Below are 22712 nucleotides of genomic sequence, written 5' to 3' on the forward strand. Positions count from 1 at the left end.
CTACTTCCATTTTCCAATGGCCTTTACCGTGTCGTAATGATCGCTGGTGATATAAAGCAGCCCGTCGTCGGAATAGAGCAGTCGAGTCCCTGGCTGATTGCTTCGAGACATCGTGTTGTTTATCCCAACATCTGCTTCGTACCAAGTGCGTCCTGGTGATGACGGTAATACATTAGTGTCATTGTGAAAGATATCACCGCCCAATTGACCTCCTGGAACACTGTTGTTCAATGCTTTCCCAGGTTTCCATCCACCTTGTGCTGCTTGCACTTTCGTCACGTAATTGTTGGGGAGTTGTCCGGTCGTTCTTAAGCTATCTACGGCGCCGTTGGCTGCTTCAGTCGTTTGTAGATCGCGTTTCAGGGCCGCATACTTAGCAGCGTTATGAGCCGAGTTGTCGGACGCTTCCGGACCCTTGCACTCCGTACTTGCCAGCCCCAACGGATCCACCCACCCCGTAGGGTTAGGCACGTACTGGTAGTTGTTCAACCCACCCGCAAGCTTGATCGGATCCGGCGTCAGATACCGCCCGGTCCCCGGATTGTAGTAGCGATGCCGGTTGTAGTGTAAGCCCGTCTCCGCATCGAAGTACTGCCCCTGAAACCGCAAAGGGTTGTCGATTTCGGCAACATCGAGTGCAGCGAGATTGCCATAAGCGCGATACTTGGCAGACCACATGATCTCGCCGCTGTAGTCGGTGAGCTCCTGCGGTGTTCCCAGATGGTCGAGTTGGTAGTAAAACGGCGTCGCCTTCAGCGGGCCTTCGCCATCAAGCATCACCAGTGGACGGAAGCTACCCGGTTCATAAACGTAAGTGCGATAGCGGTTGTCAGCGCTTTCGGCGATCAGGCGTTCGCCTTGCCACAGGAATTCAGTGGTGCTGCCATCGACAGTTTTTTCGATGCGTCGGCCGAACGCGTCGTACTTGTAGGACGCGAGGCTGCCCCCCGGCAGACTGGCACCAATCAAACGGTGCTGGCAGTCATAACGGTATTCGGTGACGAGTTTCTGCCCGGTGCCGCGACGTTCGCGGGTCAGGTTGCCGTAGGCGTCGTAGTCGTAGTGGCGGTCGCCCTGCATCAGCAGGCGGTTACCTTTGACGTTGGCCAGGTTTGCGCTGGCTTGGTCGCCTTGGCCCAGCAAGTTCCCGGCGGGATCGTGGGCGAAGCTTTCCGGGGTGCTGCCTCGGACGTTGATCAGGCGATCGAGCGGGTCGTAGTGGTAGCTGCGATTGCCTTTGCGGCTGTCGTCGATGCCGGCGAGGTTGCCGTTGGCGTCGTAGGCGTAAGTGAAAAGGGGACGGATTTATTTTCTTTCGCTGAAAATAAATCCGTCCCCTTTATTGTTGCTTTATTGTTTTGCTGGCCTGTTTTTGGTGAGTTAAAGTGGATAGTCACAACGCCATGGAGCTGTGAACAACTCTGGGTTGACTTGGTTGTTTTTCAAAAAGCTATTTATTTCTTCTTCTGAATTCAACTCTTCAAAATTTTCTATATTTATGTCGCGGTCATCTATGCCGTCGCTAGTTTCGAGTGTCTCAATAGGTACTGAAAATATTATGATCGCGTACCGAGAGTTTTTTGAATTGTTTATAAAGTCATAGTATCGAAAAGGATCGTTCGTTAGAAATTTATATTTGTAAATTGCATATATCGCGGCCCATTTACGCGACAGTTGGTCTTCAGAGTTCAATTCTTGCGCAATTGAGTCGTAGCTTTTGCCGTCGAGACCGTACCAAACACTTCGTGGGATTGTTTTCTGCTCGTTCATTTTTGCCCCTCAAATTGATTTGGCCAGTAGATACGGATTACTTTGCCGTCTTTTGGATGTAGTTGCAAATGTGGCAAGGCGGCATGGGGGTCAGTAGGGCTGTGATTCGCCATGTATACTTTTCTGGTTTCGATGTTGGAAACGGGTGTGTCGTCCCAGTGGTAGTATGACTCTTTCCCTTCGGGAGTTACAAAGTAGTCTTTGGCGGTCACGGAGTTAAATTCTTCGGCGTTTCTATAGCCTTCACCTACGTATTTCCCTCTAAATAGCTCCTCAGCCTCTCCTCTGCTGTTAACCGTTACATCTTTCGCCCCGCGATCAAGCTGATCGGAGGCTCTTTTAACTGAAGGGCTTGACCAAGTAACCTCCGGGGTTGGCGGCTCCTTAGTCTCAACTTTAGCTTTGTCGGCGGGATTTTTCGAATCAGGATTGCTCCCGGCCCCTGGACATCCATTCAACCCCAACGGATCCACCCACCCCGTAGGGTTAGGCACGTACTGGTAGTTGTTCAACCCACCCGCAAGCTTGATCGGATCCGGCGTCAGATACCGCCCGGTCCCCGGATTGTAGTAGCGATGCCGGTTGTAATGTAAGCCTGTCTCCGCATCGAAATACTGACCCTGAAAGCGCAACGGGTTGTCGATTTCGGCGACATCCAGTGCAGCGAGGTTGCCGTAGGCGCGGTACTTGGCTGACCACATGATCTCACCGCTGTAATCAATGAGCTCCTGCGGCGTACCCAGATGATCGAGTTGATAGTAAAACGGCGTCGCTTTCAGCGGACCTTCGCCGTCGAGCATCGCCAGCGGGCGGAAGCTGCCCGGTTCGTAGATGTACGTGCGATAGCGGTTGTCAGCGCTTTCGGCAACGAGGCGCTCGCCTTGCCAGAGGAATTCGGTGGTGCTGCCGTCGACGGTTTTTTCGATGCGACGACCGAAGGCGTCGTACTTGTAGCTCGCGACGCTACCGCCCGGCAGGCTGGCGCCGATCAAGCGGTGCTGGCAGTCGTAACGGTATTCGGTGACGAGTTTCTGTCCGGTGCCGCGACGTTCGCGAGTCAGGTTGCCGTAGGCGTCGTAGTCGTAGTGGCGGTCGCCTTGCATGAGCAGGCGGTTGCCTTTGACGTTGGCCAGGTTCGCGGTGGGCTGGTCGCCTTGGCCCAGCAAGTTGCCGGCGGGGTCATGGGCGAAGCTTTCCGGGGTGGTGCCGCGAACGTTGATCAGGCGATCGAGCGGGTCGTAGTGGTAGCTGCGATTTCCCTTGCGGCTGTCGTCGATGCCGGCGAGGTTGCCGTTGGCGTCGTAGGCGTAGCGGCGGTGGAACAGGTTTCTATCTTTTTGGCTGACGCTGTGTGCTTGCAGACGGCCTTGATCGTCGTACTGATACTCGCTGAGTAGCAGGCCTTGTTGGCGTTTTTGCTCGAGACCGGCGTTGAACTGATGGGTGGTCAGGCGCGAGCCGTTGAGGTCGATGCTGCTTAGTTGGCCGCCGCGCTGGTGGCGGTAATCGAGCTTACTGCCGTCCGGAAGGCGGCAGTGGCTGAGTTGTCCAACGCTGTCGTACTCGTAGCGCAGGGTGCCCCAGCCTTGGTGTTCGGTGATCAGGCGGTCTTGCAGATCGTATTCATACGCCAGCGGCCAGTTGCCGTCGTCGACGTTGACCAGACGGCCAAGGGCGTCATAGCTGTAATGGACTTCCTCGCCATTGGCCAGGGTTTTGACCAGTAAGCGGCCAGCAGCGTCGCGCTGATATTCAGTGACAAGTTCACTGCCATCGTCGCCGAACTCGGTTTTCTTCAGCAGTTGGCCGTTGAGGTCGTACTCGTAGGCGGTGCGGCGCCCGTCGAAACCGGTTTCCTGCTGGATCAAGCCGTTGGCGTGGTAGTCGAGGTGGTAGTGCTCGCCGCGTTCGTTCTCGATCTCAGTCAGCAGCAGGCGCGAGTTGTCGTAGCGATAACGCAACTGGCTGCCGTCCGGATTGATCCGGCGGCTGACCAGGTGCAGACCATCGGCGTACTCGTAGCGAGTCACGCGGCCTAGCTCATCGCGTTCGGCGGTGATACGACCATAAGGGTTGTAGGTGAACGCACGGGTGGCGCCACCGGGCAGGGTGACTTGCGTCAGGCGGCCGACAGCATCCCACTGGTAGTGGGTGATCGCACCGGTTTCTTCCTGACGGGTAATCTGTCGACCCAGCGCGTCGTAGCGGTATTTGCGCTGGCCGCCGTCGGGCAGGCGTTCCTCCAGCAATTGACCGAGGTTGTTCCAGCCCAATTGATGGCGGCTGCCATCAGGATGACGAATTTCCAACAGGCGACCCTGACGGTCGTAGCTGTAGTCGGTTTCGTTTCCATGGGGGTCGGTTTGCTGGGTGATATCGCCCTGACGGTTGCGCTCGTACTTCCAGCGAGCTCTGCCGCGTTGCACATCGATGAGTTGGCCATCGTAGTAGTTGTAGCGAGTCGGTTCATCTTCTGGAGGTACAACCGCAATCAAACGTCCGGCGTCGTTGTATTGGTATTCGGTGACGGCTCCCAGTGCGTCTTTTTCAGCGATCAGGCGACCTTCGCTGTCATACGCTCTTTGCGTTTCCGCTCCGTCGGGGGCGGTCTCGCTGATAAGTCGCGCATTTTCGTCATGTACGTAAACCTGCTCGCTGCCATCGGCGTTAAGAATGAAAAGTGGAAGGATTTATTTTCTTGCGTGAAAATAAATCCGTCCACTTTTTCTTGTCCCCTTTTTTCTTATAGTTCTTGGTTTGATGAGTTTCTTCACGGCTTTTTGAAAGGAAATGTCTCGCCTGTAATAATTATTTGCTCTTCCTGTATAACAACATTTTTTATGCTGTTGACTACTAATTTTAGGTTTTTGGAATTTGGAAATAATGAGTCTAGTAAGTCGAAATATAGATAATCGTTAATAAGGGTGGCGGCTAGGTTTGGTTTGTGTTCAATAAGCTGCGTGAAGCTTGCATAGTTGGCTTCTTTTAGGTTTTCAATGTCCGCGAATCCTTGTTGAGAATCATCGATTTTGCATTGGTGAATAAAGGAGTCTGCACTTTTTAGAAAATTTTCTGTTAGCTCTTTAACGTTTATGGTTAATTCATATTCCGTTGTCTCAAGTCCAGGGTTTTCTCCAAAGCCAAGACTTCTATAGCCAATTTCGCTCGGGTTGATGGCCAAGCTAGCAGATCTGAAATTCATGGTGCTGTTCCCGGTGGTAGGAGAGTAATGGTTCCATCTTCATCTAGCGTAATGGAACCTGATGGTTTGTACTCTTGCCCTGCTTTAGGGTCGAGACCAGAGCGTGTTCCGGAGCGTTGGAAGAACTCTTCCGGCGATTTTATTTCTTCGATGTTTGCGGTTTTATTTCCGGGTACGATCCTTGTTTTCTCAAGCGATAAGAAGCCTTCTCTTAACTCAAATTTACCTTCGAGGGATTTAACATGCTTTCCCGCTTGATTTGCATTTAGGTGACCGAATCCAACGTCTAAGTCGCTACCAGGGAGGTTGTCACCCCTGACCCTGCTTCCTCCGATCACGACCGAGGTTCCCTTTTTATAGGAGTCTTCAAGAATCATTTGCGCTTGCTCTTTAGGCAACCCCGGAAGGTGTTCTTGCAAAAATACTGCTTGCTCTTCAGGCCCGGAAGTTTTTATAACTGTTTTTTCGGGGTATTTAGTGAATACCGATTTTTCTGTCCATTTTTTAGGCGGTTCCGCGTCCGGGCATTCTCCTAGCGTGGAATGTAAGCCCAACGGATCCACCCACCCCGTAGGGTTAGGCACGTACTGGTAGTTGTTCAACCCACCCGCAAGCTTGATCGGATCCGGCGTCAGATACCGCCCGGTCCCCGGATTGTAGTAGCGATGCCGGTTGTAGTGTAAGCCCGTCTCCGCATCGAAGTACTGCCCCTGAAACCGCAGCGGGTTGTCAATTTCGGCAACATCGAGTGCAGCGAGATTGCCATAAGCGCGGTACTTGGCAGACCACATGATCTCACCGCTGTAGTCAGTGAGCTCCTGCGGCGTACCCAGATGATCGAGCTGATAGTAAAACGGCGTCGCCCTCAGTGGACCTTCGCCATCCAGCATCACCAGCGGACGGAAACTACCTGGTTCATAAACGTAAGTGCGATAGCGGTTGTCAGCGCTTTCGGCGATCAGGCGTTCGCCTTGCCACAGGAATTCAGTGGTGCTGCCATCGACAGTTTTTTCGATGCGCCGGCCGAAGGCGTCGTATTTATAGGACGCGACACTACCCCCCGGCAGACTGGCACCAATCAAACGGTGCTGGCAGTCGTAACGGTATTCGGTGACGAGTTTCTGCCCGGTGCCGCGACGTTCGCGGGTCAGGTTGCCGTAGGCGTCGTAGTCGTAGTGGCGGTCGCCCTGCATCAGCAGGCGGTTACCTTTGACGTTGGCCAGGTTTGCGCTGGCTTGGTCGCCTTGGCCCAGCAAGTTCCCGGCGGGATCGTGGGCGAAGCTTTCCGGGGTGCTGCCTCGGACGTTGATCAGGCGATCGAGCGGGTCGTAGTGGTAGCTGCGATTGCCTTTGCGGCTGTCGTCGATGCCGGCGAGGTTGCCGTTGGCGTCGTAGGCGTAGCGGCGGTGGAACAGGTTGCGTTCCTGCTGGCTGACGGTGTGAGCCTGCAGCCGGCCTTGTTCGTCGTACTGGTACTGGCTGAGCAGCAGGCCTTGCTGGCGCTGAAGTTCCTGACCAGCGCTGAACTGGTGCGTGGTCAGGCGCGAGCCGTTGAGGTCGATGCTGTTCAGGCGGCCACCGGCTTGGTGGCGATAGTCGAGTTTGCTGCCATCGGGCAGGCGGCAGTGGCTCAGTTGGCCGAGCGAGTCGTACTCGTAACGTAGCGTGCCCCAGCCTTGATGTTCGGTGATCAAGCGATCTTGCAGGTCATATTCGTAGGCGAGGGGCCAGTTGCCATCGTCGACGTTGACCAAGCGGCCGAAGGCGTCGTAGCTGTAGTGGATTTCCTCGCTATCGGCTAGCGTCTTGACCAGCAACCGGCCAGCGGCATCGCGTTGATATTCGGTAATCAGTTCGCTGCCGTCGTCGCCGAATTCGGTTTTTTTCAGCAATTGGCCGTTGAGGTCGTACTCGTAGGCGGTGCGACGACCATCGAAACCGGTTTCCTGCTGGATCAGGCCATTGGCGTAGTAATCGAGGTGGTAGTGCTCGCCACGTTCGTTTTCGATCTCGGTCAGCAGCAGGCGAGAGTTGTCGTAGCGGTAGCGCAGTTGGCTGCCGTCCGGATTCAGGCGGCGGCTGACCAGGTGCAGGCCATCGGCGTATTCGTAGCGAGTGATGCGCCCCAGCTCATCGCGCTCGGCGGTGACTTTGCCATAGGCGTTGTAGGTAAATGCACGGGTCGCGCCACCGGGCAGGGTCACTTGTGCGAGGCGATTGGCGGCGTCCCATTGGTAGTGGGTGATCGCGCCGGTTTCTTCCTGACGGGTGATTTGCCGGCCCAAGGCGTCGTAACGGTATTTGCGTTGACCGCCGTCAGGCAGGCTTTCTTCCAGCAGTTGTCCGAGGTTGTTCCAGCCCAGTTGATGGCGGCTGCCATCGGGATGACGGATTTCCAGCAAGCGGCCTTGGCGGTCGTAGCTGTAGAGGGTGGCGTTGCCGTGCGGATCGATCTGCTGGGTTATGTCGCCCTGATTGTTGCGCTGATACTTCCACGTGGCTTTGCCGCGATGGACATCGCTCACGAACCCATTGCTGTATTCGTACGTGACCGGTTCATCTTCCGGAGGAATGACCGCCGTCATCAAGCCGTCTTCGTCGTACCGGTATTCGGTCACGGCGCCCAGCGGATCTTTTTCTGCGATCAACTGGCCCTTGTCGTCGTAGGCCTTGAGGTGTTCCGCGCCATCGGGGTCGATCTTGCTGATCAACCGCGCTTTATCGTCGTGGGTATAAACCTCTTCGCTGCCATCGGCGTTGGTAACCGTGACGCTACCTTTATCGTCCCAGACGTAGTGCGCTTCCATCTGCGAGAAACTCGCCCAGTGATGGACGCAGCGCGCGAGCTTGCCTTCGTTCTCCCATTCCCAGAAGAAACTGGCGCCACCCGCCAATTGCCGTTCGAGAATCACGTGCTGATCGTTGTAGCGATAGTGCTCGGCTTCACCGGCCGCGTTCTTCGCTTCAATCAGGCGATGCTGCGCGTCATAGCTGTACGTGACCAGCGTCTGGACGGTGTTCCAGGCGTCTTCCAGAGTGTCCGCCGGAAGGAACTGTTGATAGTCGACGGCGACGATGTGCTTTCGGTCGTAGCGCAGGAGAAGGGCGCGACCGGCACCGTTATCGAGGCGTTTGATTCGCCCGTGAATATCACGGGTGATGTGCAACCGGTTGCCATAGCTGTCGCTGATGGCGATGAGGGTTGCGCCTTTGCTGTTGTAACGGAAGTGGTAGAAGGAAGGGCGACTGCCTGCCTGTGCCAGAACCAGTTCCGAAGGATCGTCGCCGATAAAAATCGCTGCGCGCGACAGGCTGTTGGTGATAGCGGGGCGTTGCTGGCTCGGAAGTGGAAACGGCGTGGCACGGTTTTCGTGGTCGGTCCAGATGACTTCGTCACCGTTGATCTCGACACGGTGCGCCAGCGCATGGCTCCAGCCGTAACCCAGGCCACAATCGATTTCCACGGCGCTGGTTCGATACAGGCGCGTCCACTCAAAGGGCAGCAGGCCGTCGAGTTGACCATCGGTCAGCGTCAACAGCTCTTCACCGGTGACCATCGAAACGGGGCACTTGTCGGTGCAGGTTTTCGCGGCGGGTTCAGCGCTTTTGTCGGCGGGTGTCGTGGCTTGCCTGGAGACATCATCGCCGGTTTTGCCCTTGCCCAGTTTCGCGTTTTTCTTCCCGTCAAAACGCAACTGGGCCAAGCCATTCTTCATTTGTGCCGTCACACCACGCGCCGCAACGGCTGTGTATTTCGTGACGTACTCCATGAAGCCTTTGATGATCTTGAACACCGACTCCACAAAGCCAGTGACGGCCTTGATGATGATTTCGCCATACTTTTTCAACCGCGCGGCGAGGTAGATGACGCCCGTACCTTCCGCGGCGATGGTCAGCACGATCGAGATGACGATGTCGATGGCGATACCCACGACCGCCGCCGTGGTCATTTTTGCCACATCGCCAGCCATCTTCATCGGTGGCAAACCTGCCAGCCAGATGACGGCGCTGCGCACCATCAGGAACAGTGCGGCCTCATCGCTGGCCAGCAACATGGCCTTTTTCATGATGTCGGGCGCTTGTTTGGCCAGGTCAATCAGTTTCTGGGTACCTGCACCGAGGTCCTTCGCAAACTTGCCCGGGTCTTGCAGGATGTCGAGCACCAGACTGATGCCATCCCAGACCCCTTTGATCGCTTCCCAGCCTCCTTCAAGGATGCCGTTGCCGACAGCCATGGCGGTGCCGGAGGCTGACACGTTGGACCATTGAGGTTTGAAGCCCGCCCATTCCTTGCGCAGGAAGCCTTCCAGGTCGGCGGTCAGGCCGCCATAGGAACTGAACAGCGTATCAATCTGCGCCGGTGTCACTTCATTGTGAACGCGGATCTTGTAGAACTTGCCCGGAACACCTTCTGTCCAGGCTGCTTTGCCTTGAGCATCCAGTTTGACTTTGCTGACCGCGCCGCCTTCCACCGCGACGATTTCAACTTCGATATCGCCCAGCGGAATGTCGTAGACCGATTCGAATTTGCTTTCGATCAGCAATGGGCCTTTGAGTGGGCACTGAGCGACGTTTGAGGAGAAATCGCCGTCAGTCATGCTGACGGATTTGCTGGAGTTGCCGACCTTGATCACTCGCTCCATGCCGAGCAAAGAAGGCAAGTCTGCAGCGCGACTGCCTTTATCGGCGACCTCTGCATACCAGGTTTTGGTTTGTTCCTGGTACAGCTTCAGACTGTCCTTGAACGTACTCAGTTGGTTATCAACGTAGGCAACGCGATCCATCAGCCTTGCTCCAGAATCAGGTGGTTTAACAGTGCTTCATTCAAGTTTTTCGGAGCATCGGGCCGACGCACGAAGCGTGCGATTTTCAGCTTCAGGTTGCTGTCGGGGTAAGCGGCGTAGATGTCTGGGCGTTCCTCTTCCAGCCATTGCATCAGGTTGCCGATCAAGGTCGACGGGGCTTGCTTGGCCAAGCCATCAAGCAACGTCTTTGGCACCTCCCACCAAGGCCAATCTTTCGCCACCGGCACCACGCGTGGCCCGATATCCAGCCGCTTGCCATTAATCAGATACCGATCAAACACCGGTAACACTTCACCCGCCGCCTCACCCAATCCCTCCAGAATCGGATAGATATGCCGCCCATCCCAGAACCGGAAAAACACCTCGGTTCCATCGGGCATGCGCACTTGGGTCAGGCTGCGCAGGTGTTCAAAGACCAGCTCCGGCGTGCTGGTTGAAACCGCCAGCCATCCCCAGTCTTGCGCGTCCGTTTCGGCAATCCACGACAGAAAACCCGAGTTGGGCTTCAACTCGGTGAGGTAAGGCATTACTTGTTGCCAACTCGCGTAGGGTGTTCCGCCCCAGATCGGGGTGGCCTGGGTGGTGGGGTCATTCTGGTAAAGCGTCTTCAGCGCATCGGCATCACTGGCGGCACTGACGATCAGATACAGGTGTTCGCCCGTTTGCAACGGTCGTTCAGCCAACCACGCCTGAGGAGTCAAAAGATCAGCTCGCACAAACACCTGCCTTACATTTCTCGCACTCTTCACAAAACGGCGCATTACGCTTCAGCGTATTGACCTGCGCCGGTGTCAGTACCGCCCCAGCCTTGTCCGCATCCGCCTGTTTCAACACACCCGGCATCAACGGCGCAGCCCCGGTCCCGCTGCCCGGACTGCCCCCGGAGTTCATGTTGATCACCGGCCCGCTCATGGTCACGCCGCTGGCGTCGATCTTGATGAAGCTGCCGCCACCCTTGAGCGTCAGTTCGCTCCCGGCTTCGAGCACGACTTTCATGCCGCTGCTCAGGTGGATTTCCTGGCCGGCTTCAATGAACTGCCCGGTGCCAATCTTGATGTGCTGGTTTGCGCCCACGGTCAGGTGGTCGTTGGCGCGTGCTTCGACTTTGCGGTCGGCGTAAACCGTGTGGTGTTCTTCGGCTTTGAATTCGCTGTAGCTGTTTTGCTCGACGGTGTCGTGGCGTTCGTTGCCGACGCGGATTTTCTGGTCGTGCTCGACGTTTTCGTCCCAGTCGCGCTGGGCGTGCAGGAAGATTTGTTCCTGGCCCTTTTTGTCTTCGATGCGCAGTTCGTTGAAACCACCGCCCCCCGGTGAGCTCAGGGTTTTGAAAGTGCTGCGGGTCTTGTTCGCCGGCAGCGGGTACGGGACGACGTTTTCCTTGTGGTAAAGGCAGCCGCTGATCAGCGGTTGGTCGGGGTCGCCTTCGAGGAAGGTGACGAGCACTTCCATGCCGATCCGCGGGATGGCGATGCCGCCGTAGTGGGCGCCGGCCCAGGCGGAGGAGACGCGCAGCCAGCAGCTGGTCTTGTCGTCGGCCTGGCCTTCGCGGTCCCAGTGGAATTGCACTTTGACGCGGCCGTACTCGTCGCAATGAATTTCTTCACCCAGGGGCCCGGTGACCACGGCGCTTTGACTGCCGAGGATCCGTGGCTTGGGATGCTGCAGCGGCGGGCGATTCGGTACGTCCCACGGGGTGGCCTGGAAGCGGTTGCGGTAGCCCTGATGGAAGTCGTCCTTCAGGTTGGTGGTGTGGCTGGTCACCGATTCTTCCAGCACTTGCGGCTGTTTGCCTTCGTGGAGGATTTCGGTCAGCAGCCACAGGTCGTTCCATTTAGCCTTGGGGTGTTGGGTCAGGGCCAGGAAGTGGCCGCTGACCAGCAACGGCTGATCACTTTTGCCTTCGGCGAGCTGGAAGTCGCTGCGGTGGCGTTCGAGGGCGCGTTTGGCCAGGTGCTTGCCACGCTCGCGGTCGATGAAACGGCCGGGGTAGTCGTAGTCTTCGAGGTCGGGCAGGGCGTCGCCACGGTTTTCGCTTTCGAGGGTGATGCGCGGTTTTTCGAAGTCGTAGTCGCGGCGGGTGGTGCGGCTGGTGCGGGTTTCCAGGCGCAGATCGAAGCGCTTGATCACCGGGTCGTTGGCGACCATGCCGGAGTCTTGCTGATAGGCCACGGGCGCCAGTTTCGGGAACACCGTCTGGTCATCGCCGAACACCAGCTTGTGGGCCGAAGTGCTGTGCTGAAAGTGGTAGTGAATCCCTTCTTCCTCGCACAAGCGCTGGATGAATTGCAGGTCCGATTCATCGTACTGAACGCAGTAAATGCGCTTGGGATAAATCGCCCCGACTTTGAATTCGTAAGCGTTGCTTTGGATGCCGTGCTCTTCAAGGACCTTGCCGATGATTTTCGGCACGTTGAGGTTCTGGAAGATGCGTTGGTTGACGCGATGCGCCAGGTAGGACAGTTGCGGACGCAGGGTCACCGCGTAGCGGGTCAGGCGTTTGCCGGAATCACCCTGGGCGGCGCGGTAGATCTGGCCGTGGATGCCGCTGCCGTCAGGCGAGAGCTGCAAGAAGGCCGGTTTGTGCAGCAGGTTTTCGAGGTCCAGGGACGGCTGTTCACTGACCAGCTCCACCTCAAACACGAACGGTTGGCTGATCGCCTCCCGACCTTGCAAGGACAGCACCTGCAAATCGCTGGATAGGCCTTCGATGGTCAGGGCAAAGTGAGTCTGATTGGCCGGCGCGAACATCCCTTGTTCCTCGTGCAGTGCTGCGGCGTGCGCCAATGGCCAAAAAAGGCATCAGCCGACGCGAAAATTCTGGAAGAGCGAAAACAACATCGACCAGCAGAGCTGGCCGATGCTTGAGACGGTCGGCCTGATTTAGGCGACCGGCAGACGCCAGTCATCGGAACCCGAAGTACCGGATACTTCGTGGGTCCAGGTGATTTTGCGGTAGGTGAACTGCACTTCTTCCAGGTGCGTGAAGTGCGAGTTCGACGGGTCCTGGCAGTTGTGCATTTTGTTGTTGATGGCGACGATGATCGCGTCTTCCAGTTTGGTGGTGTAGTAGTGCTCTTGAGTACCTTGAGCCGAAGTGCGGTACCACTGGATAACGATTTCGCTCATGCGCTCGCCGGAAGTCAGGGCCGCTTGCAGCAGAGGCGAAGACTTGTCGTAGACCTTGGTGATCACGACTGGCTTGTGAACGCGCTGACCGGTAGGTTGGCCGGACTGTGGGTCACGCGGGATGATCACGTCGTGGCTGAAAGCCTGAACCATGACCTGGTCTTCGTGGCCTTCCTGGTAGGTGTTGCCAACCGAATCGGCGGTGAATGCGCCGGCGGTGATCAGACCTTGTTTTTCGCCAGTGACGGACATGTACGCTGGTGTAGCCATGGGTGTGCTCCTTGCTAAAAATTAAGGGTGCCCGGGAGGCGGTATCGCCCGGTGGGTGCCTGACTGTTATCAAGGTCCGTGCCATAAACGTTAAAAGCTATATAAAACAGTGTGTTGAGACTGTTTTTCAAGTTCCGGAAAGATTTCTACAGAAGAACACTGAGGAATGTGCGCAAGAACTTGCACAGCACTGCGCAACTTCTTGCGCACTCGGCTGGAGAGCCCGCCCGGCAGGGTGATCAGGGTCCCAAAAAGGCCTTTTCCAACGATGAGTGCGCAACTTCTTGCGCATAAGGGCTATGCGCCATCCATCAACGACACCTGATAGCCGGTGCAACGAATCGACTGGCAGCAGGGTCCATAAAAACACTGCCATCGAGCATCCTGACAACCCTGAACCGGAGTGAGAGCGACATGAAAATCCTGATGGTTTTAACGTCCCACGATCAATTGGGTAACACGGGGAAGAAAACCGGCTTCTGGCTGGAAGAGTTCGCCGCACCGTATTTCGCCTTCAAGGACGCCGGTGCTCAGTTGACCCTGGCCTCGCCCAAGGGTGGCCAGCCGCCGCTGGACCCCAAGAGCGATGAGCCGGATGCGCAAACCGCCGCCACCGATCGGTTCAATAAAGACGCGGCGGCTAAATCCGCATTGGCCTCTACCGCGCTGCTCAACAGTGTGAGAGCCGAGGATTACGATGCGGTTTTCTATCCGGGCGGCCATGGTCCGCTGTGGGATTTGGCTGAAGACAAGCAATCCATTGCGCTGATCGAAGCGTTTTACAAGGCGAATAAACCGGTCGCAGCGGTTTGCCATGCACCGGGTGTGCTGCGCCACGTCAAAGGCACGGACGGTCAGCCGCTGGTCAAGGGCAAGCGGGTCACGGGCTTCACCAACTCGGAGGAAGAGGCGGTGCAACTGACGAACGTCGTGCCGTTTCTGGTCGAAGACATGCTCAAGGAGAAGGGCGGGATTTATTCCAAGGGCGACGATTGGGCAAGCTATGTGCTGACTGACGGGTTGCTGATCACCGGTCAGAACCCGGCGTCGTCCGAGGCTGCGGCCGAGGCGTTGCTCGCCAAACTCCGCTAAACCCGATCCTGTAGCAGCTGGCGCAGCCTGCGTCCGGCTGCGTAGCAGTCGTAATCCGGTAACCACGGTTTATCTGAAAAACCGCACCAGCCGATTTACGACTGCTTCGCAGCCGGACGCAGGCTTCGCCAGCTGCTACAGGTCAGATGGCGTGGCCCAGCGTCGCATAGCATTCCTCAATCGAACGCCGTTGCGTTTCGGCATACAACCCCAACTCATCAATCGTCGCTCGCCCCAGCGCTTGTTCAAATGCTTGCTGATTCGAATGCACGCCATAGTGGGTTTGCGCTGCATCCCCGAGGTTCGACTGGAAAATCCCCGCTGCGCTCACGGGCAGAAAATCCTCATAGACCAAAGGTTCAGCCCGCAGGTAACCGCCGCTGAGCAACGCCTCCAGCGACAACGATTTCAGTTCTTCGGCCGCTTGGCCTTTTTCCGTCACAAAGTAGCGAAAGTACGCCAGTTCCTGTTGGCGCATGCCTTCGTACGTGTCAGGAAATTCGCCAAAGTGCTGCGTCATTAGCGCGTTGTAGCGTGCGGCATTGGCCTCATTGGGGAAGTCTTTCAATTCATCTCGTGCCGCGTTGAGCAACCGGTCATACAGCGCCCGGCCTTTTGGCGTCAGCGCGGCACCCCGTTGTTCGATTTCACCGAAGCGGGCGCTGTGGCTGCCTTGGGTGGCGGTTTGATCGGTAAAGGCAACCGGTTCGTCCAGCGCCTTGAAACTGGTCTGGCGCAACAGAATCGGGCACTGGCGGCGAGGCGGGCCTTCGATCACTGCTTTGGGGGTGATGCCGTGGACCGGCATTTGCGCCTGGACGATGTCGATGTCCAGCGTGCGTGGCGTCAGGTGGTTGATGTGCGGGCCCTTGAAGGCCACGACGTCGGCGATCAGGCGGTGCTGGGCGCTGAGTTTTTGGTACTGCTCGGCGGTGACGGTCGCGCTGTGATGCCAGCGGAAGGTTTCCAGCGCCTGCTCGACGAAGTCCTGGGCTTCTTGCTCGGTGAGGCCGCCTGCGGTTTCAGCGCGCTCGATCAAGGTCAGCGCTGCCGGGGTAAAGATCTGGCGCTTGTCCAGCACCGACTGGGCGAAGGCGCGCAGTTCCAGGTCTTCGATCAGTTCAAGACGCAGCAACGAGGTGAACACGCGGAACGGACTGACTTGCAACGCTGCTTCGTGCACGGCGCGGAATGCGGTGGAATGCACTGGCACGCCCGCCGGGGTCAGGTCGTAATAGCCCACCGGTTGCATGCCCATGACCTTAAACAAATGGGCGAGGGTGGTCAGTTCGGTGGCGGTACCGACGCGGATTGCACCGTGGCGTTCCAGGTCCAGGCGCTCGATTTCGCCGGTGCTGATCAACTGGCGGGCGATCTGCGGGTCGCTGTCCAGCACGTACTGATTGGTCTGTTCCACCAGTTCCATCAGCGCGCCGTACAGCGGCACTTCCTCGCGGTACATGTCGGACATCGCTTTGGAGAAGCGTTGACGGATCAGGTCAGGGCTGACGAAGTGTGCTTGGCTCATGAAGAATTCCTGGCGCGGTGACGTAAAGGATGTGCGAAAAGATCGCAGCCTTCAGCGGCGCCGACAAACGAAGAATCTTACGAACTTCATTCTGCCAAGGACTGCTTGAACAACAGGACCTGTAGCCGCTGCCGAGCCTGCGAGGTTGCTTCCGGCGGCGGAGCCGTCGTAAACCCTGAAAACCCGGTTTAACTAAAAAACCGCAGAGCCTGATTCACGGCGGCTTCGCCACCGGACGCAGCCTCGCGCAGCTCGACAGCTGCTACGGGGCTCGGTGGTGGTTATAAGTGGGAACGGCTTTCGGTGCGCAGCGATCCCAGGAACTCCCGGTACAGCCTTGCGGTATCCGCCGGTTGCTCAACCATCGGCATGTGGCCGAGGTGATCCCAGATATGCACTCGCAGATCGACGATGGCCTTGCTCCAGACGGACACGCTGCTGACGTCGATCAAACGGTCCTTGTGACCCCACAACAACAGCGCCGGGCACTTGATGTCCGCCAGTATCGGCTCCATCGGCGGGCTGGCGCGAAAGTCGTTGAAAATCTCCTCCAGCTCATCGCGGCTTTGCTCGTAGCGCTGGGCCACGGCGTCCAGTACTACGCCGGGCACCCACGGCGGTTCGGCCATGGTCATGGCGTAGAAGCGTCGAAACTCCTCGCGCGAGTGAATCAGAAACGGGTTGTGCCCCTTGGCCAGGTGCCGCTCCAGATCACTGGCTTCGGGCGCGGTGACCCCGGCCGGATCGATCAGCGCGACGGAGGCTATCCGCTCCGGGTACGTGGCTGCCAGCCACGCTGCGATGTAGCCGCCCATTGAGTTGCCAATCACATGCACCTTCTCGACCCCGCAGACGTCGAGCAACTGGATGATCCGCTTGGCCTGCAAGGGGATGTCGTAGCCGCCACCGGCCTTGAACCCGGTTTCGCCATGACCGGCAATGTCCGGAATGATTACCCGATAATTGCCGACAAAGTGCCGGGCAAATCGCAGCCAGAGGTTTTTGTCGGCACTGTAGCCGTGCAGCATCAGCACGCTACTCGACGCCTCATACGGGCCGCCTTGCCAGGTCGAGACGGTCATCTCGTGGATCGGTACGACGATCTTGTGCAGCCGATACAGCTTGGCTTCAATCGCCATGTTCCAGTCATAGAGCCAATAACCGATGGCCGGGTAGCTCAACCAGCTCCAGGCCACGATAACTGCAATAACGACAACCAAAAGAAGCATCGGATGACTTCCTCTAACGTGATCAGGACAGGATGTGGTCGGCAGGTTTCAGCGCCCGGGTCAATCGGTGGTAGCTGAAACTAAACCCCGGAAACATGGCGATCACATGACCGCTCTTGCTTTGGTACCAGCTATGGCACCCCCCGGACTTCCACACCGTGCGCTCCATTTCGCGATGGATCATTTCAGTGTAGGTACGTTCCGCTTCGGGGCGTACTTCAATGCTGCGTAAACCTTGGGCTTTTAACGTGCGGATGCAGTCGAGGATGTAATTCATCTGCGATTCGATGATGAACAGCGCCGAGGTGTGGCCAATGCCGGTGTTCGGGCCGGTGACGATAAACAGGTTCGGGAAGTCCGGCAGGCTGGTGCCCAGGTAGGCCCGCGGGTACTGCGCCCAGACGTCCTTGAGTTGCGTGCCGTGTTTGCCGGTGACCGGGTAGGAAATCACCCCGTCGGTGGCGTCGTAACCGGTGGACCAGACGATCAGATCGAGGTCGATGTGCTGGCCGTCCTGAGTGACGATGCCGGTTTCGTCGATGGCGGCGATGCCTTGTTCGCGACTGTGCAACGTCACATTAGGCCGGCTCAGCGCCGGGTAGTAGGTGCTGGAGACCAGCACCCGCTTGCAGCCGATGGTGAAGTCCGGTGTCAGCTTTTGGCGTAATGCGGGGTCTGGCACCTGGCGTTTGAGAAAGCGCAGGGCGTGTTGCTGGACCATGTGGATCGCCGGTTTCGAGTACTTGAAGGCGATCACCCGGGTTTCGAACTGCCAATAGATCATCCAGCGCAGGAGCTTGTAGGCCGGCTTCAGGCCCAGCAGCCAACGCTGGAAAGGGCCAAACGCACGGTCAGCCCGTGGCAGTACCCAGTGTGGTGTGCGCTGGAACACATGCAGGTGCTCGACGTCCGGGGCAATCGCCGGGATGACCTGGGCAGCGCTGGCACCACTGCCGACGACGGCCACGCGTTTTTTCCGGTAGTCGTAGGAATGGTCCCAGTTGTTGGTGTGGAAGGTCTTGCCCTGAAAGCGTTCCTGACCGACGAAGTGAGGAATGACCGGCTGGCTCAACGGCCCTGTCGCGTTAATCAGAAACTGTGCGTAATACGTGCCTTTGGTGGCGGTGTGCACGGCCCAGCGTTTGCTGGCGTCATCCCATTCGATGCGTTCGACATTGGCTTGCAGTTCAACCCGCTCGCGCAGGCCGAAGCGTTCCACCACGTACTGGGTATAGCGGTGAAGCTCCGCTTGTTCGGCGAACATTTGCGTCCAGCGGTAGGGCGCAAAAGACAGCGAATACAGCGGCGAAGGTACGTCCACCGCTGCGCCGGGGTAGGTATTCTGGCACCAGGTGCCGCCGAAAAAATCCCGTCGTTCCAGCAAGCGAAAATCATCAATGCCGGCCTTGAGCAAATTGATCGCCGCGCACTGACCGCCAAAACCGCTGCCGATGATCAATACTTGAAAGGTCTGCATGGGCCTCCTTTTTTATCGTTGTTTATTGAACCCTTCTTTCATGTATAGCCAAACATTGAAGACTCGCCTCGCGGCAATACCACGGTATTCAGGCCGCTCGCCGGTGATGGCTATTTAACGTTGCCCTGATAGACTCCAATCGCACCTGTCACCCCGGTGTCATCAGGTTCCGTTCAGTGGTGCAGAGGCCCTTATGGAAAAAGCGGGAGGAAAAGGACTTTCATTGGCCAGGAGGCTTTATACATCGCGTACCCTGGGTTTGGCCCTGGGATTGTTGTGCGTGAGCGCGGCGATGTATCCCCTCGACCCGGCGCCGTGGGTGTGGGGTTTGATGGTGTTCAACGGGGTGTTCTGGCCGCACGTTGCCTATCAGTGGGCGCGGCGGGCCAAGGTTCCGTTTCACGCCGAACACCGCAACATCCTGGTCGACGCCTTTCTCGGTGGTTTCTGGGTGGCGGCCATGCAATTCAATCCGCTGCCCAGTGTTGCAACGCTGTCGATGATGGCGATGAACAATGTCGCCATCGGTGGCTTGCGTTTTCTGCTGGTGGGCACCGTCGCGCAGATTCTCGGGATAGGCATTGGATGGCTGCTGTTTACGCCCGCGTTCATCCCGACAACCAGTCCATTGCAGATGTTTGCCTGCATGCCGCTGCTGATCCTGTACCCCTTGGCGTTGGGCTGGATCTGCTTTCGCCAGGCCACCACCCTGGGCCGGCAAAAGCGCGAACTGCTGGCCCTGAGCCGCACCGACAGCCTGACCGGCCTGCTGAACCATGGCGCCTGGAAGGATCAACTGGAAATTGAATTCCAGCGTTGCCAACGCCAGCAGCAGGGCGGGGCGATTGCGCTGATCGACATTGACCATTTCAAGACCATCAATGACACCTACGGCCACGTCGCCGGGGACATTGTGTTGCGTCAGCTGAGCAAAATGCTCAAGCAGAACCTGCGCGTTACCGATGTGGCGGGCCGCTACGGCGGGGACGAGTTCTGCGTGCTACTGCCGGATTTGCCCCTGGACAGCGCCGCCGCGGCCATGGATGCCTTGCGTGATCGCTTTGCCACATTGGGCTACGAGCAAAGTCCTGCGTTGAAAGTCAGCCTGAGCATCGGCCTGGCAGCCTTCAACCCGGCACACGCCGATGCCACGTTGTGGCTCAACGACGCCGATCAGGCGCTGTACGAAGCCAAGACCACTGGCCGTAATCGGGTGATTTGCGCCGACGGCAAGCTGCATCGGGCGTTGTTTGATTCGGTGTGACTCTTTAGCAGCAACCCCTAAACCCCCTCACCACAGGGTTTTTGTGGGGGTTGAGCTGGCTCATTCAGTGGCGCACAACTTTCCAAGACGTTTCCTACAACGTACCCTGTTGCCGCGTTTCGGTATCGACCCCTATAGTTCGGGCTCGCGGAAAACTCCGCGAACGACCTTGGTCGGTCGGATACAGGAACGTCCAGCTACCCGACACCGTTCAGGCGATTAGCGCCTGAAACATCGTGTTATGGCGGCTGTGCGTGGGACACCTTCGGGTGTGCCGGTTCCTGTACCCGGTCGGCCAACCCGCGTACGGCTGCCACCTTCGTTTGGCCGCGAAACGGTGGTTGCTCCAATTACAGGAGTTACAACAATGCACGACCAAGTAATGCCGCGTTACCTCCCCATCGACACCTACGACCCCGAAAATCCGGTGCTCTTCGTCAATACCCACAAAGAACTCAGCGACCTCGCAGCCTGCGCGGCGCATCGCTTTACCGTGGTTCGTGATTTGGCGGACACCTTGTCCAGCCTTGGCCTCAAAGGCATTTCAGACTGTGATCTGACGCGTGTGACCGGGGCGGTGCATCTGCTGATGCGTGAAGGATGCGCGATTCTGGACGTGATCCGGGCGCGGGCGTTGCAGCGGGAGGAGGGGTTCAAGGCTGCAATCTAGCGGTGTTGCAACCGGCCCCTTCGCGGGCAAGTCGGATCGCCGCACCGCACGCTCCCACAGGGGAATGCGTTTCAACTGTGGGAGCATGGCTTGCCCGCGAAGGCGTCAGCCCAGGCAATACAGCTAAACCGGTTAAACCCTTATTCTTTAACGCTCATGAATTCTTTCGCCCAGCGGATGTATTCCTCAGGCTGCGTGTAGGTGTGCGTCAGCTCCGTAGCGTTCAAATCCGACGCTTGGGTAAAGATCTGCCGCTGTTCGCGCAAGCTGTCGTACGTCGCCTTGATCGCCGCAAAGTAAGCGCCATGTCCGTCAATCGTCACTCGCACGCCCAGTTCGGCCAGGCGCTTGTCATCGCGCAGCGCCGGGTTGCCGTAGGTGACCAGCATCAGCGGCACGCTCAGGTGCTCGGCGATTTTTTCCAGTTGGTCGAAGTCCTGCACACCGACCATGCAGATCCCGTCCGCTCCGGCGGCTTGGTACTGCTGGGTGCGGCTGATGATTTCCTGGACGGGCAGGATGCCGGCGTTGGTGCGGGCGATGATCGCCATTTCTGAATCGACGCGGGCTTCCAGCGCTGCACGGATCTTGCCGACGCCTTCCGCGACGCCGATCAGGTCGGTGGATTTACGGCCGAATTGTGCCGGCAGCAAGGTGTCTTCGATGGTCAGCGCGGCCACGCCGGCGCGTTCGAGTTCGACGATGGTGCGCATCACGTTGAGCGCGTTGCCGTAGCCATGGTCGGCGTCGGCGATGACCGGCAATTGCGCCACGCGGCCAATGCGGGTGGCCTGCTCGGCGAACTCGCTGAGGGTAATCAACGCAAAGTCGGGGGCGCCCAGCACCTGCAACGATGCGACCGAGCCACCCAGAATCCCCACTTCAAAACCCAGGTCAGCCGCAATGCGGGCCGACATCGGGTCGAAGACCGAAGCCGTGTGATAGCAGGTGTTGGAGGCGAACAGTTCGCGGAAGTTACGGCGCAAATCTTGATGGGAAAGCCTGGACATACGAGTTCCACCACTGCAATTGGAATGGAAGGGCTTGAGCAAAAGTGTCAACGCCGAAGGAACAAAAGGCTATCACGCGGACGAACAGAAGATGATGACGAATTTACAAAGTTGTTGTCTGCAATCCTCACAGTAACGCTAACCCCTGTAGCAGCTGCCGAAGGCTGCGTCCGAGTGCGCAGCACTCGCCATCAAGTGTTTACGCCGCTACAGCCTGCTGCTGTTGATTGAGCAATGGCACCGCACGCACGGAGTTGCCGGGCTGCAGTTGCAGCCGTTTGGCAGTGAGTCGGTCGACAATCAGGCTGTTGCCCACCATGCGTGCCTTGGCGGCGGTGATGCGGCAGTTTTCCAGGCGACGGTTGTGGATCAGCCAGACCGGGGCCTGTTCGTCGGGCGTGCCAATGGTCAGCACCAGGGCCTGGCTGTCGCGCACGGTGCGGATTTCCGACACCGGTGCTTCAATCACCGGACCTGCGTCGAAAATATCGATGTAGCCCTTGTGGGAAAAACCCTCGGCGCTGAGGATCTTCAAGGCCGGTTCGGTGTTCGGGTGTGCCTTGCCGATCACGGCTTGGGCCTGTTCCGTCAGGAGGCAGGTGTAGAGCGGTTGGCGCGGCATCAATTCGGCGATGAACGATTTACTGCCCAACCCCGACAGGTGGTCGGCGTGGCTGAATTCCATCTTGAAGAAATGCCGGCCCAGGCTGTCCCAGAATGGTGAACAGCCATGCTCGTCGGCGCGGCCACGCAGTTCGGCAATGAGCTTGTCGCCGAACTGCTGGGGGAATTCTGCGACGAACAGCAGGCGCGCCAGCGACAGGAGCCGGCCATGGGTGCCATGGCGTTGGTCGTGGCGCAGAAAGAGCGAGCAGAGTTCCGATTGGCCAGTCATTTCGTTGTTCAGGAACAGGGTCGGAATCTGTCGTTGAATGCCCAGGTCCGGCGAAGCGCTGACAGTTAACCCGACCCGATAGTTGTACCAGGGTTCACGCAGGCCCACGGCGCCGGTCAAGGCACTTACGCCGACCACTTGCTGATCGTCATCCTCAAGCACAAACAGGTAATCGGCATCCGCACGCTCGACTTGTTCGGCGAATGTCCGCTGGGCCCAGCGCACCCGGTGCGCCAAGCGATCCTCGTTGGCCGGCAGGGTGGTGAACCCGGGGCCGGCCTGTTGCACCAGGTCCATCAAGGCGGGCAGGTCGGTGACGCGAACCGGGCGGACAATCATGATGCAGCTCCTTCTTCGCGCCTGTTCGGGCGCTG

At 57.9% G+C, this 22712-nt stretch carries 13 protein-coding genes and 2 pseudogenes; 3 read left to right on the plus strand and 12 right to left on the minus strand.

Going from position 1 to position 22712, the window contains the following annotated elements; translation table 11 throughout:
• The 7 genes and pseudogenes from LOY55_RS12185 to LOY55_RS12215 form a co-directional block, all read right to left on the minus strand.
• A pseudogene (locus LOY55_RS12185) lies at positions 1–1287 on the minus strand (RHS repeat-associated core domain-containing protein); the annotation flags it as partial.
• Between the two features lie 919 nt (positions 1288–2206).
• A pseudogene (locus LOY55_RS12190) lies at positions 2207–4445 on the minus strand (RHS repeat-associated core domain-containing protein); the annotation flags it as partial.
• A gap of 95 nt (positions 4446–4540) precedes the next feature.
• Complete coding sequence (locus LOY55_RS12195; RefSeq protein WP_223524506.1) at positions 4541–4972, minus strand: hypothetical protein; 432 nt, start codon at positions 4970–4972, stop codon at positions 4541–4543.
• A complete protein-coding gene (locus tag LOY55_RS12200) occupies positions 4969–9756 on the minus strand; it encodes an RHS repeat-associated core domain-containing protein (RefSeq protein WP_223524508.1) in 4788 nt (1595 codons plus the stop codon). The genes LOY55_RS12195 and LOY55_RS12200 overlap by 4 nt, the downstream gene beginning before the upstream one ends.
• Complete coding sequence (locus LOY55_RS12205) at positions 9756–10538, minus strand: DUF4123 domain-containing protein (RefSeq protein WP_263295673.1); 783 nt, start codon at positions 10536–10538, stop codon at positions 9756–9758. The genes LOY55_RS12200 and LOY55_RS12205 overlap by 1 nt, the downstream gene beginning before the upstream one ends.
• The gene (gene tssI, locus LOY55_RS12210) at positions 10483–12525 is read right to left on the minus strand and encodes a type VI secretion system tip protein TssI/VgrG (protein WP_223524514.1); all 2043 of its coding nucleotides are present in this window, start codon (positions 12523–12525) and stop codon (positions 10483–10485) included. Before tssI ends, LOY55_RS12205 begins: the two co-directional genes overlap by 56 nt.
• Positions 12526–12657: 132 nt before the next feature.
• Positions 12658–13173 (minus strand): Hcp family type VI secretion system effector, encoded by a 516-nt coding sequence (locus tag LOY55_RS12215; RefSeq protein ID WP_007948242.1) that lies wholly within the window; start codon positions 13171–13173, stop codon positions 12658–12660.
• Positions 13174–13587: 414 nt separating this feature from the next.
• Between LOY55_RS12215 and LOY55_RS12220 the strand changes: the two genes are divergently transcribed.
• Positions 13588–14265, plus strand: coding sequence for a type 1 glutamine amidotransferase domain-containing protein (locus LOY55_RS12220; RefSeq protein ID WP_046027811.1), 678 nt, complete (start codon positions 13588–13590; stop codon positions 14263–14265).
• A 142-nt stretch (positions 14266–14407) separates the two neighbouring features.
• On the opposite strand, the gene LOY55_RS12225 is transcribed toward LOY55_RS12220, so the two are convergent.
• From LOY55_RS12225 to LOY55_RS12235, 3 genes are all read right to left on the minus strand, one after another.
• Complete coding sequence (locus tag LOY55_RS12225; RefSeq protein ID WP_109784541.1) at positions 14408–15793, minus strand: VOC family protein; 1386 nt, start codon at positions 15791–15793, stop codon at positions 14408–14410.
• Between the two features lie 281 nt (positions 15794–16074).
• The gene (locus LOY55_RS12230) at positions 16075–17022 is read right to left on the minus strand and encodes an alpha/beta fold hydrolase (protein ID WP_223524517.1); all 948 of its coding nucleotides are present in this window, start codon (positions 17020–17022) and stop codon (positions 16075–16077) included.
• Positions 17023–17044: 22 nt separating this feature from the next.
• Complete coding sequence (locus LOY55_RS12235) at positions 17045–18499, minus strand: NAD(P)/FAD-dependent oxidoreductase (protein ID WP_109784542.1); 1455 nt, start codon at positions 18497–18499, stop codon at positions 17045–17047.
• A 193-nt stretch (positions 18500–18692) separates the two neighbouring features.
• Here LOY55_RS12235 and LOY55_RS12240 point away from each other — a divergent pair, with 193 nt between their 5' ends.
• Positions 18693–19763 (plus strand): diguanylate cyclase, encoded by a 1071-nt coding sequence (locus LOY55_RS12240; RefSeq protein ID WP_223524519.1) that lies wholly within the window; start codon positions 18693–18695, stop codon positions 19761–19763.
• 367 nt (positions 19764–20130) lie between these two features.
• Positions 20131–20433 carry a hypothetical protein gene (locus LOY55_RS12245; protein ID WP_223524521.1) on the plus strand — a complete coding sequence of 101 codons (303 nt, stop codon included), beginning with the start codon at positions 20131–20133 and terminating at the stop codon, positions 20431–20433.
• A 140-nt stretch (positions 20434–20573) separates the two neighbouring features.
• Here the strand turns inward: LOY55_RS12245 and LOY55_RS12250 are convergent, their stop codons facing one another.
• Both LOY55_RS12250 and astA read right to left on the minus strand, forming a co-directional pair.
• Positions 20574–21443: an oxaloacetate decarboxylase gene (locus tag LOY55_RS12250; protein WP_223524523.1), complete on the minus strand. Its 870-nt coding sequence runs from the start codon at positions 21441–21443 to the stop codon at positions 20574–20576.
• A gap of 199 nt (positions 21444–21642) precedes the next feature.
• On the minus strand, positions 21643–22677 hold the full coding sequence (gene astA / locus LOY55_RS12255) for an arginine N-succinyltransferase (protein ID WP_223524526.1): 1035 nt from the start codon (positions 22675–22677) through the stop codon (positions 21643–21645).
• Positions 22678–22712 lie beyond the last annotated feature (35 nt).

The sequence above is a fragment of the Pseudomonas sp. B21-040 genome (assembly GCF_024748695.1).
In the GTDB taxonomy this organism is placed as follows: domain Bacteria; phylum Pseudomonadota; class Gammaproteobacteria; order Pseudomonadales; family Pseudomonadaceae; genus Aquipseudomonas.

Bases quoted from the DNA above. Each gene is read 5' to 3' on its own strand.
- LOY55_RS12195 (WP_223524506.1), bottom strand. From the start codon at position 4,972: ATGAATTTCAGATCTGCTAGCTTGGCCATCAACCCGAGCGAAATTGGC.
- LOY55_RS12200 (WP_223524508.1), bottom strand. From the start codon at position 9,756: ATGGATCGCGTTGCCTACGTTGATAACCAACTGAGTACGTTCAAGGAC.
- LOY55_RS12205 (WP_263295673.1), bottom strand. From the start codon at position 10,538: ATGCGCCGTTTTGTGAAGAGTGCGAGAAATGTAAGGCAGGTGTTTGTG.
- tssI (WP_223524514.1), bottom strand. From the start codon at position 12,525: ATGTTCGCGCCGGCCAATCAGACTCACTTTGCCCTGACCATCGAAGGC.
- LOY55_RS12215 (WP_007948242.1), bottom strand. From the start codon at position 13,173: ATGGCTACACCAGCGTACATGTCCGTCACTGGCGAAAAACAAGGTCTG.
- LOY55_RS12220 (WP_046027811.1), top strand. From the start codon at position 13,588: ATGAAAATCCTGATGGTTTTAACGTCCCACGATCAATTGGGTAACACG.
- LOY55_RS12225 (WP_109784541.1), bottom strand. From the start codon at position 15,793: ATGAGCCAAGCACACTTCGTCAGCCCTGACCTGATCCGTCAACGCTTC.
- LOY55_RS12230 (WP_223524517.1), bottom strand. From the start codon at position 17,022: ATGCTTCTTTTGGTTGTCGTTATTGCAGTTATCGTGGCCTGGAGCTGG.
- LOY55_RS12235 (WP_109784542.1), bottom strand. From the start codon at position 18,499: ATGCAGACCTTTCAAGTATTGATCATCGGCAGCGGTTTTGGCGGTCAG.
- LOY55_RS12240 (WP_223524519.1), top strand. From the start codon at position 18,693: ATGGAAAAAGCGGGAGGAAAAGGACTTTCATTGGCCAGGAGGCTTTAT.
- LOY55_RS12245 (WP_223524521.1), top strand. From the start codon at position 20,131: ATGCACGACCAAGTAATGCCGCGTTACCTCCCCATCGACACCTACGAC.
- LOY55_RS12250 (WP_223524523.1), bottom strand. From the start codon at position 21,443: ATGTCCAGGCTTTCCCATCAAGATTTGCGCCGTAACTTCCGCGAACTG.
- astA (WP_223524526.1), bottom strand. From the start codon at position 22,677: ATGATTGTCCGCCCGGTTCGCGTCACCGACCTGCCCGCCTTGATGGAC.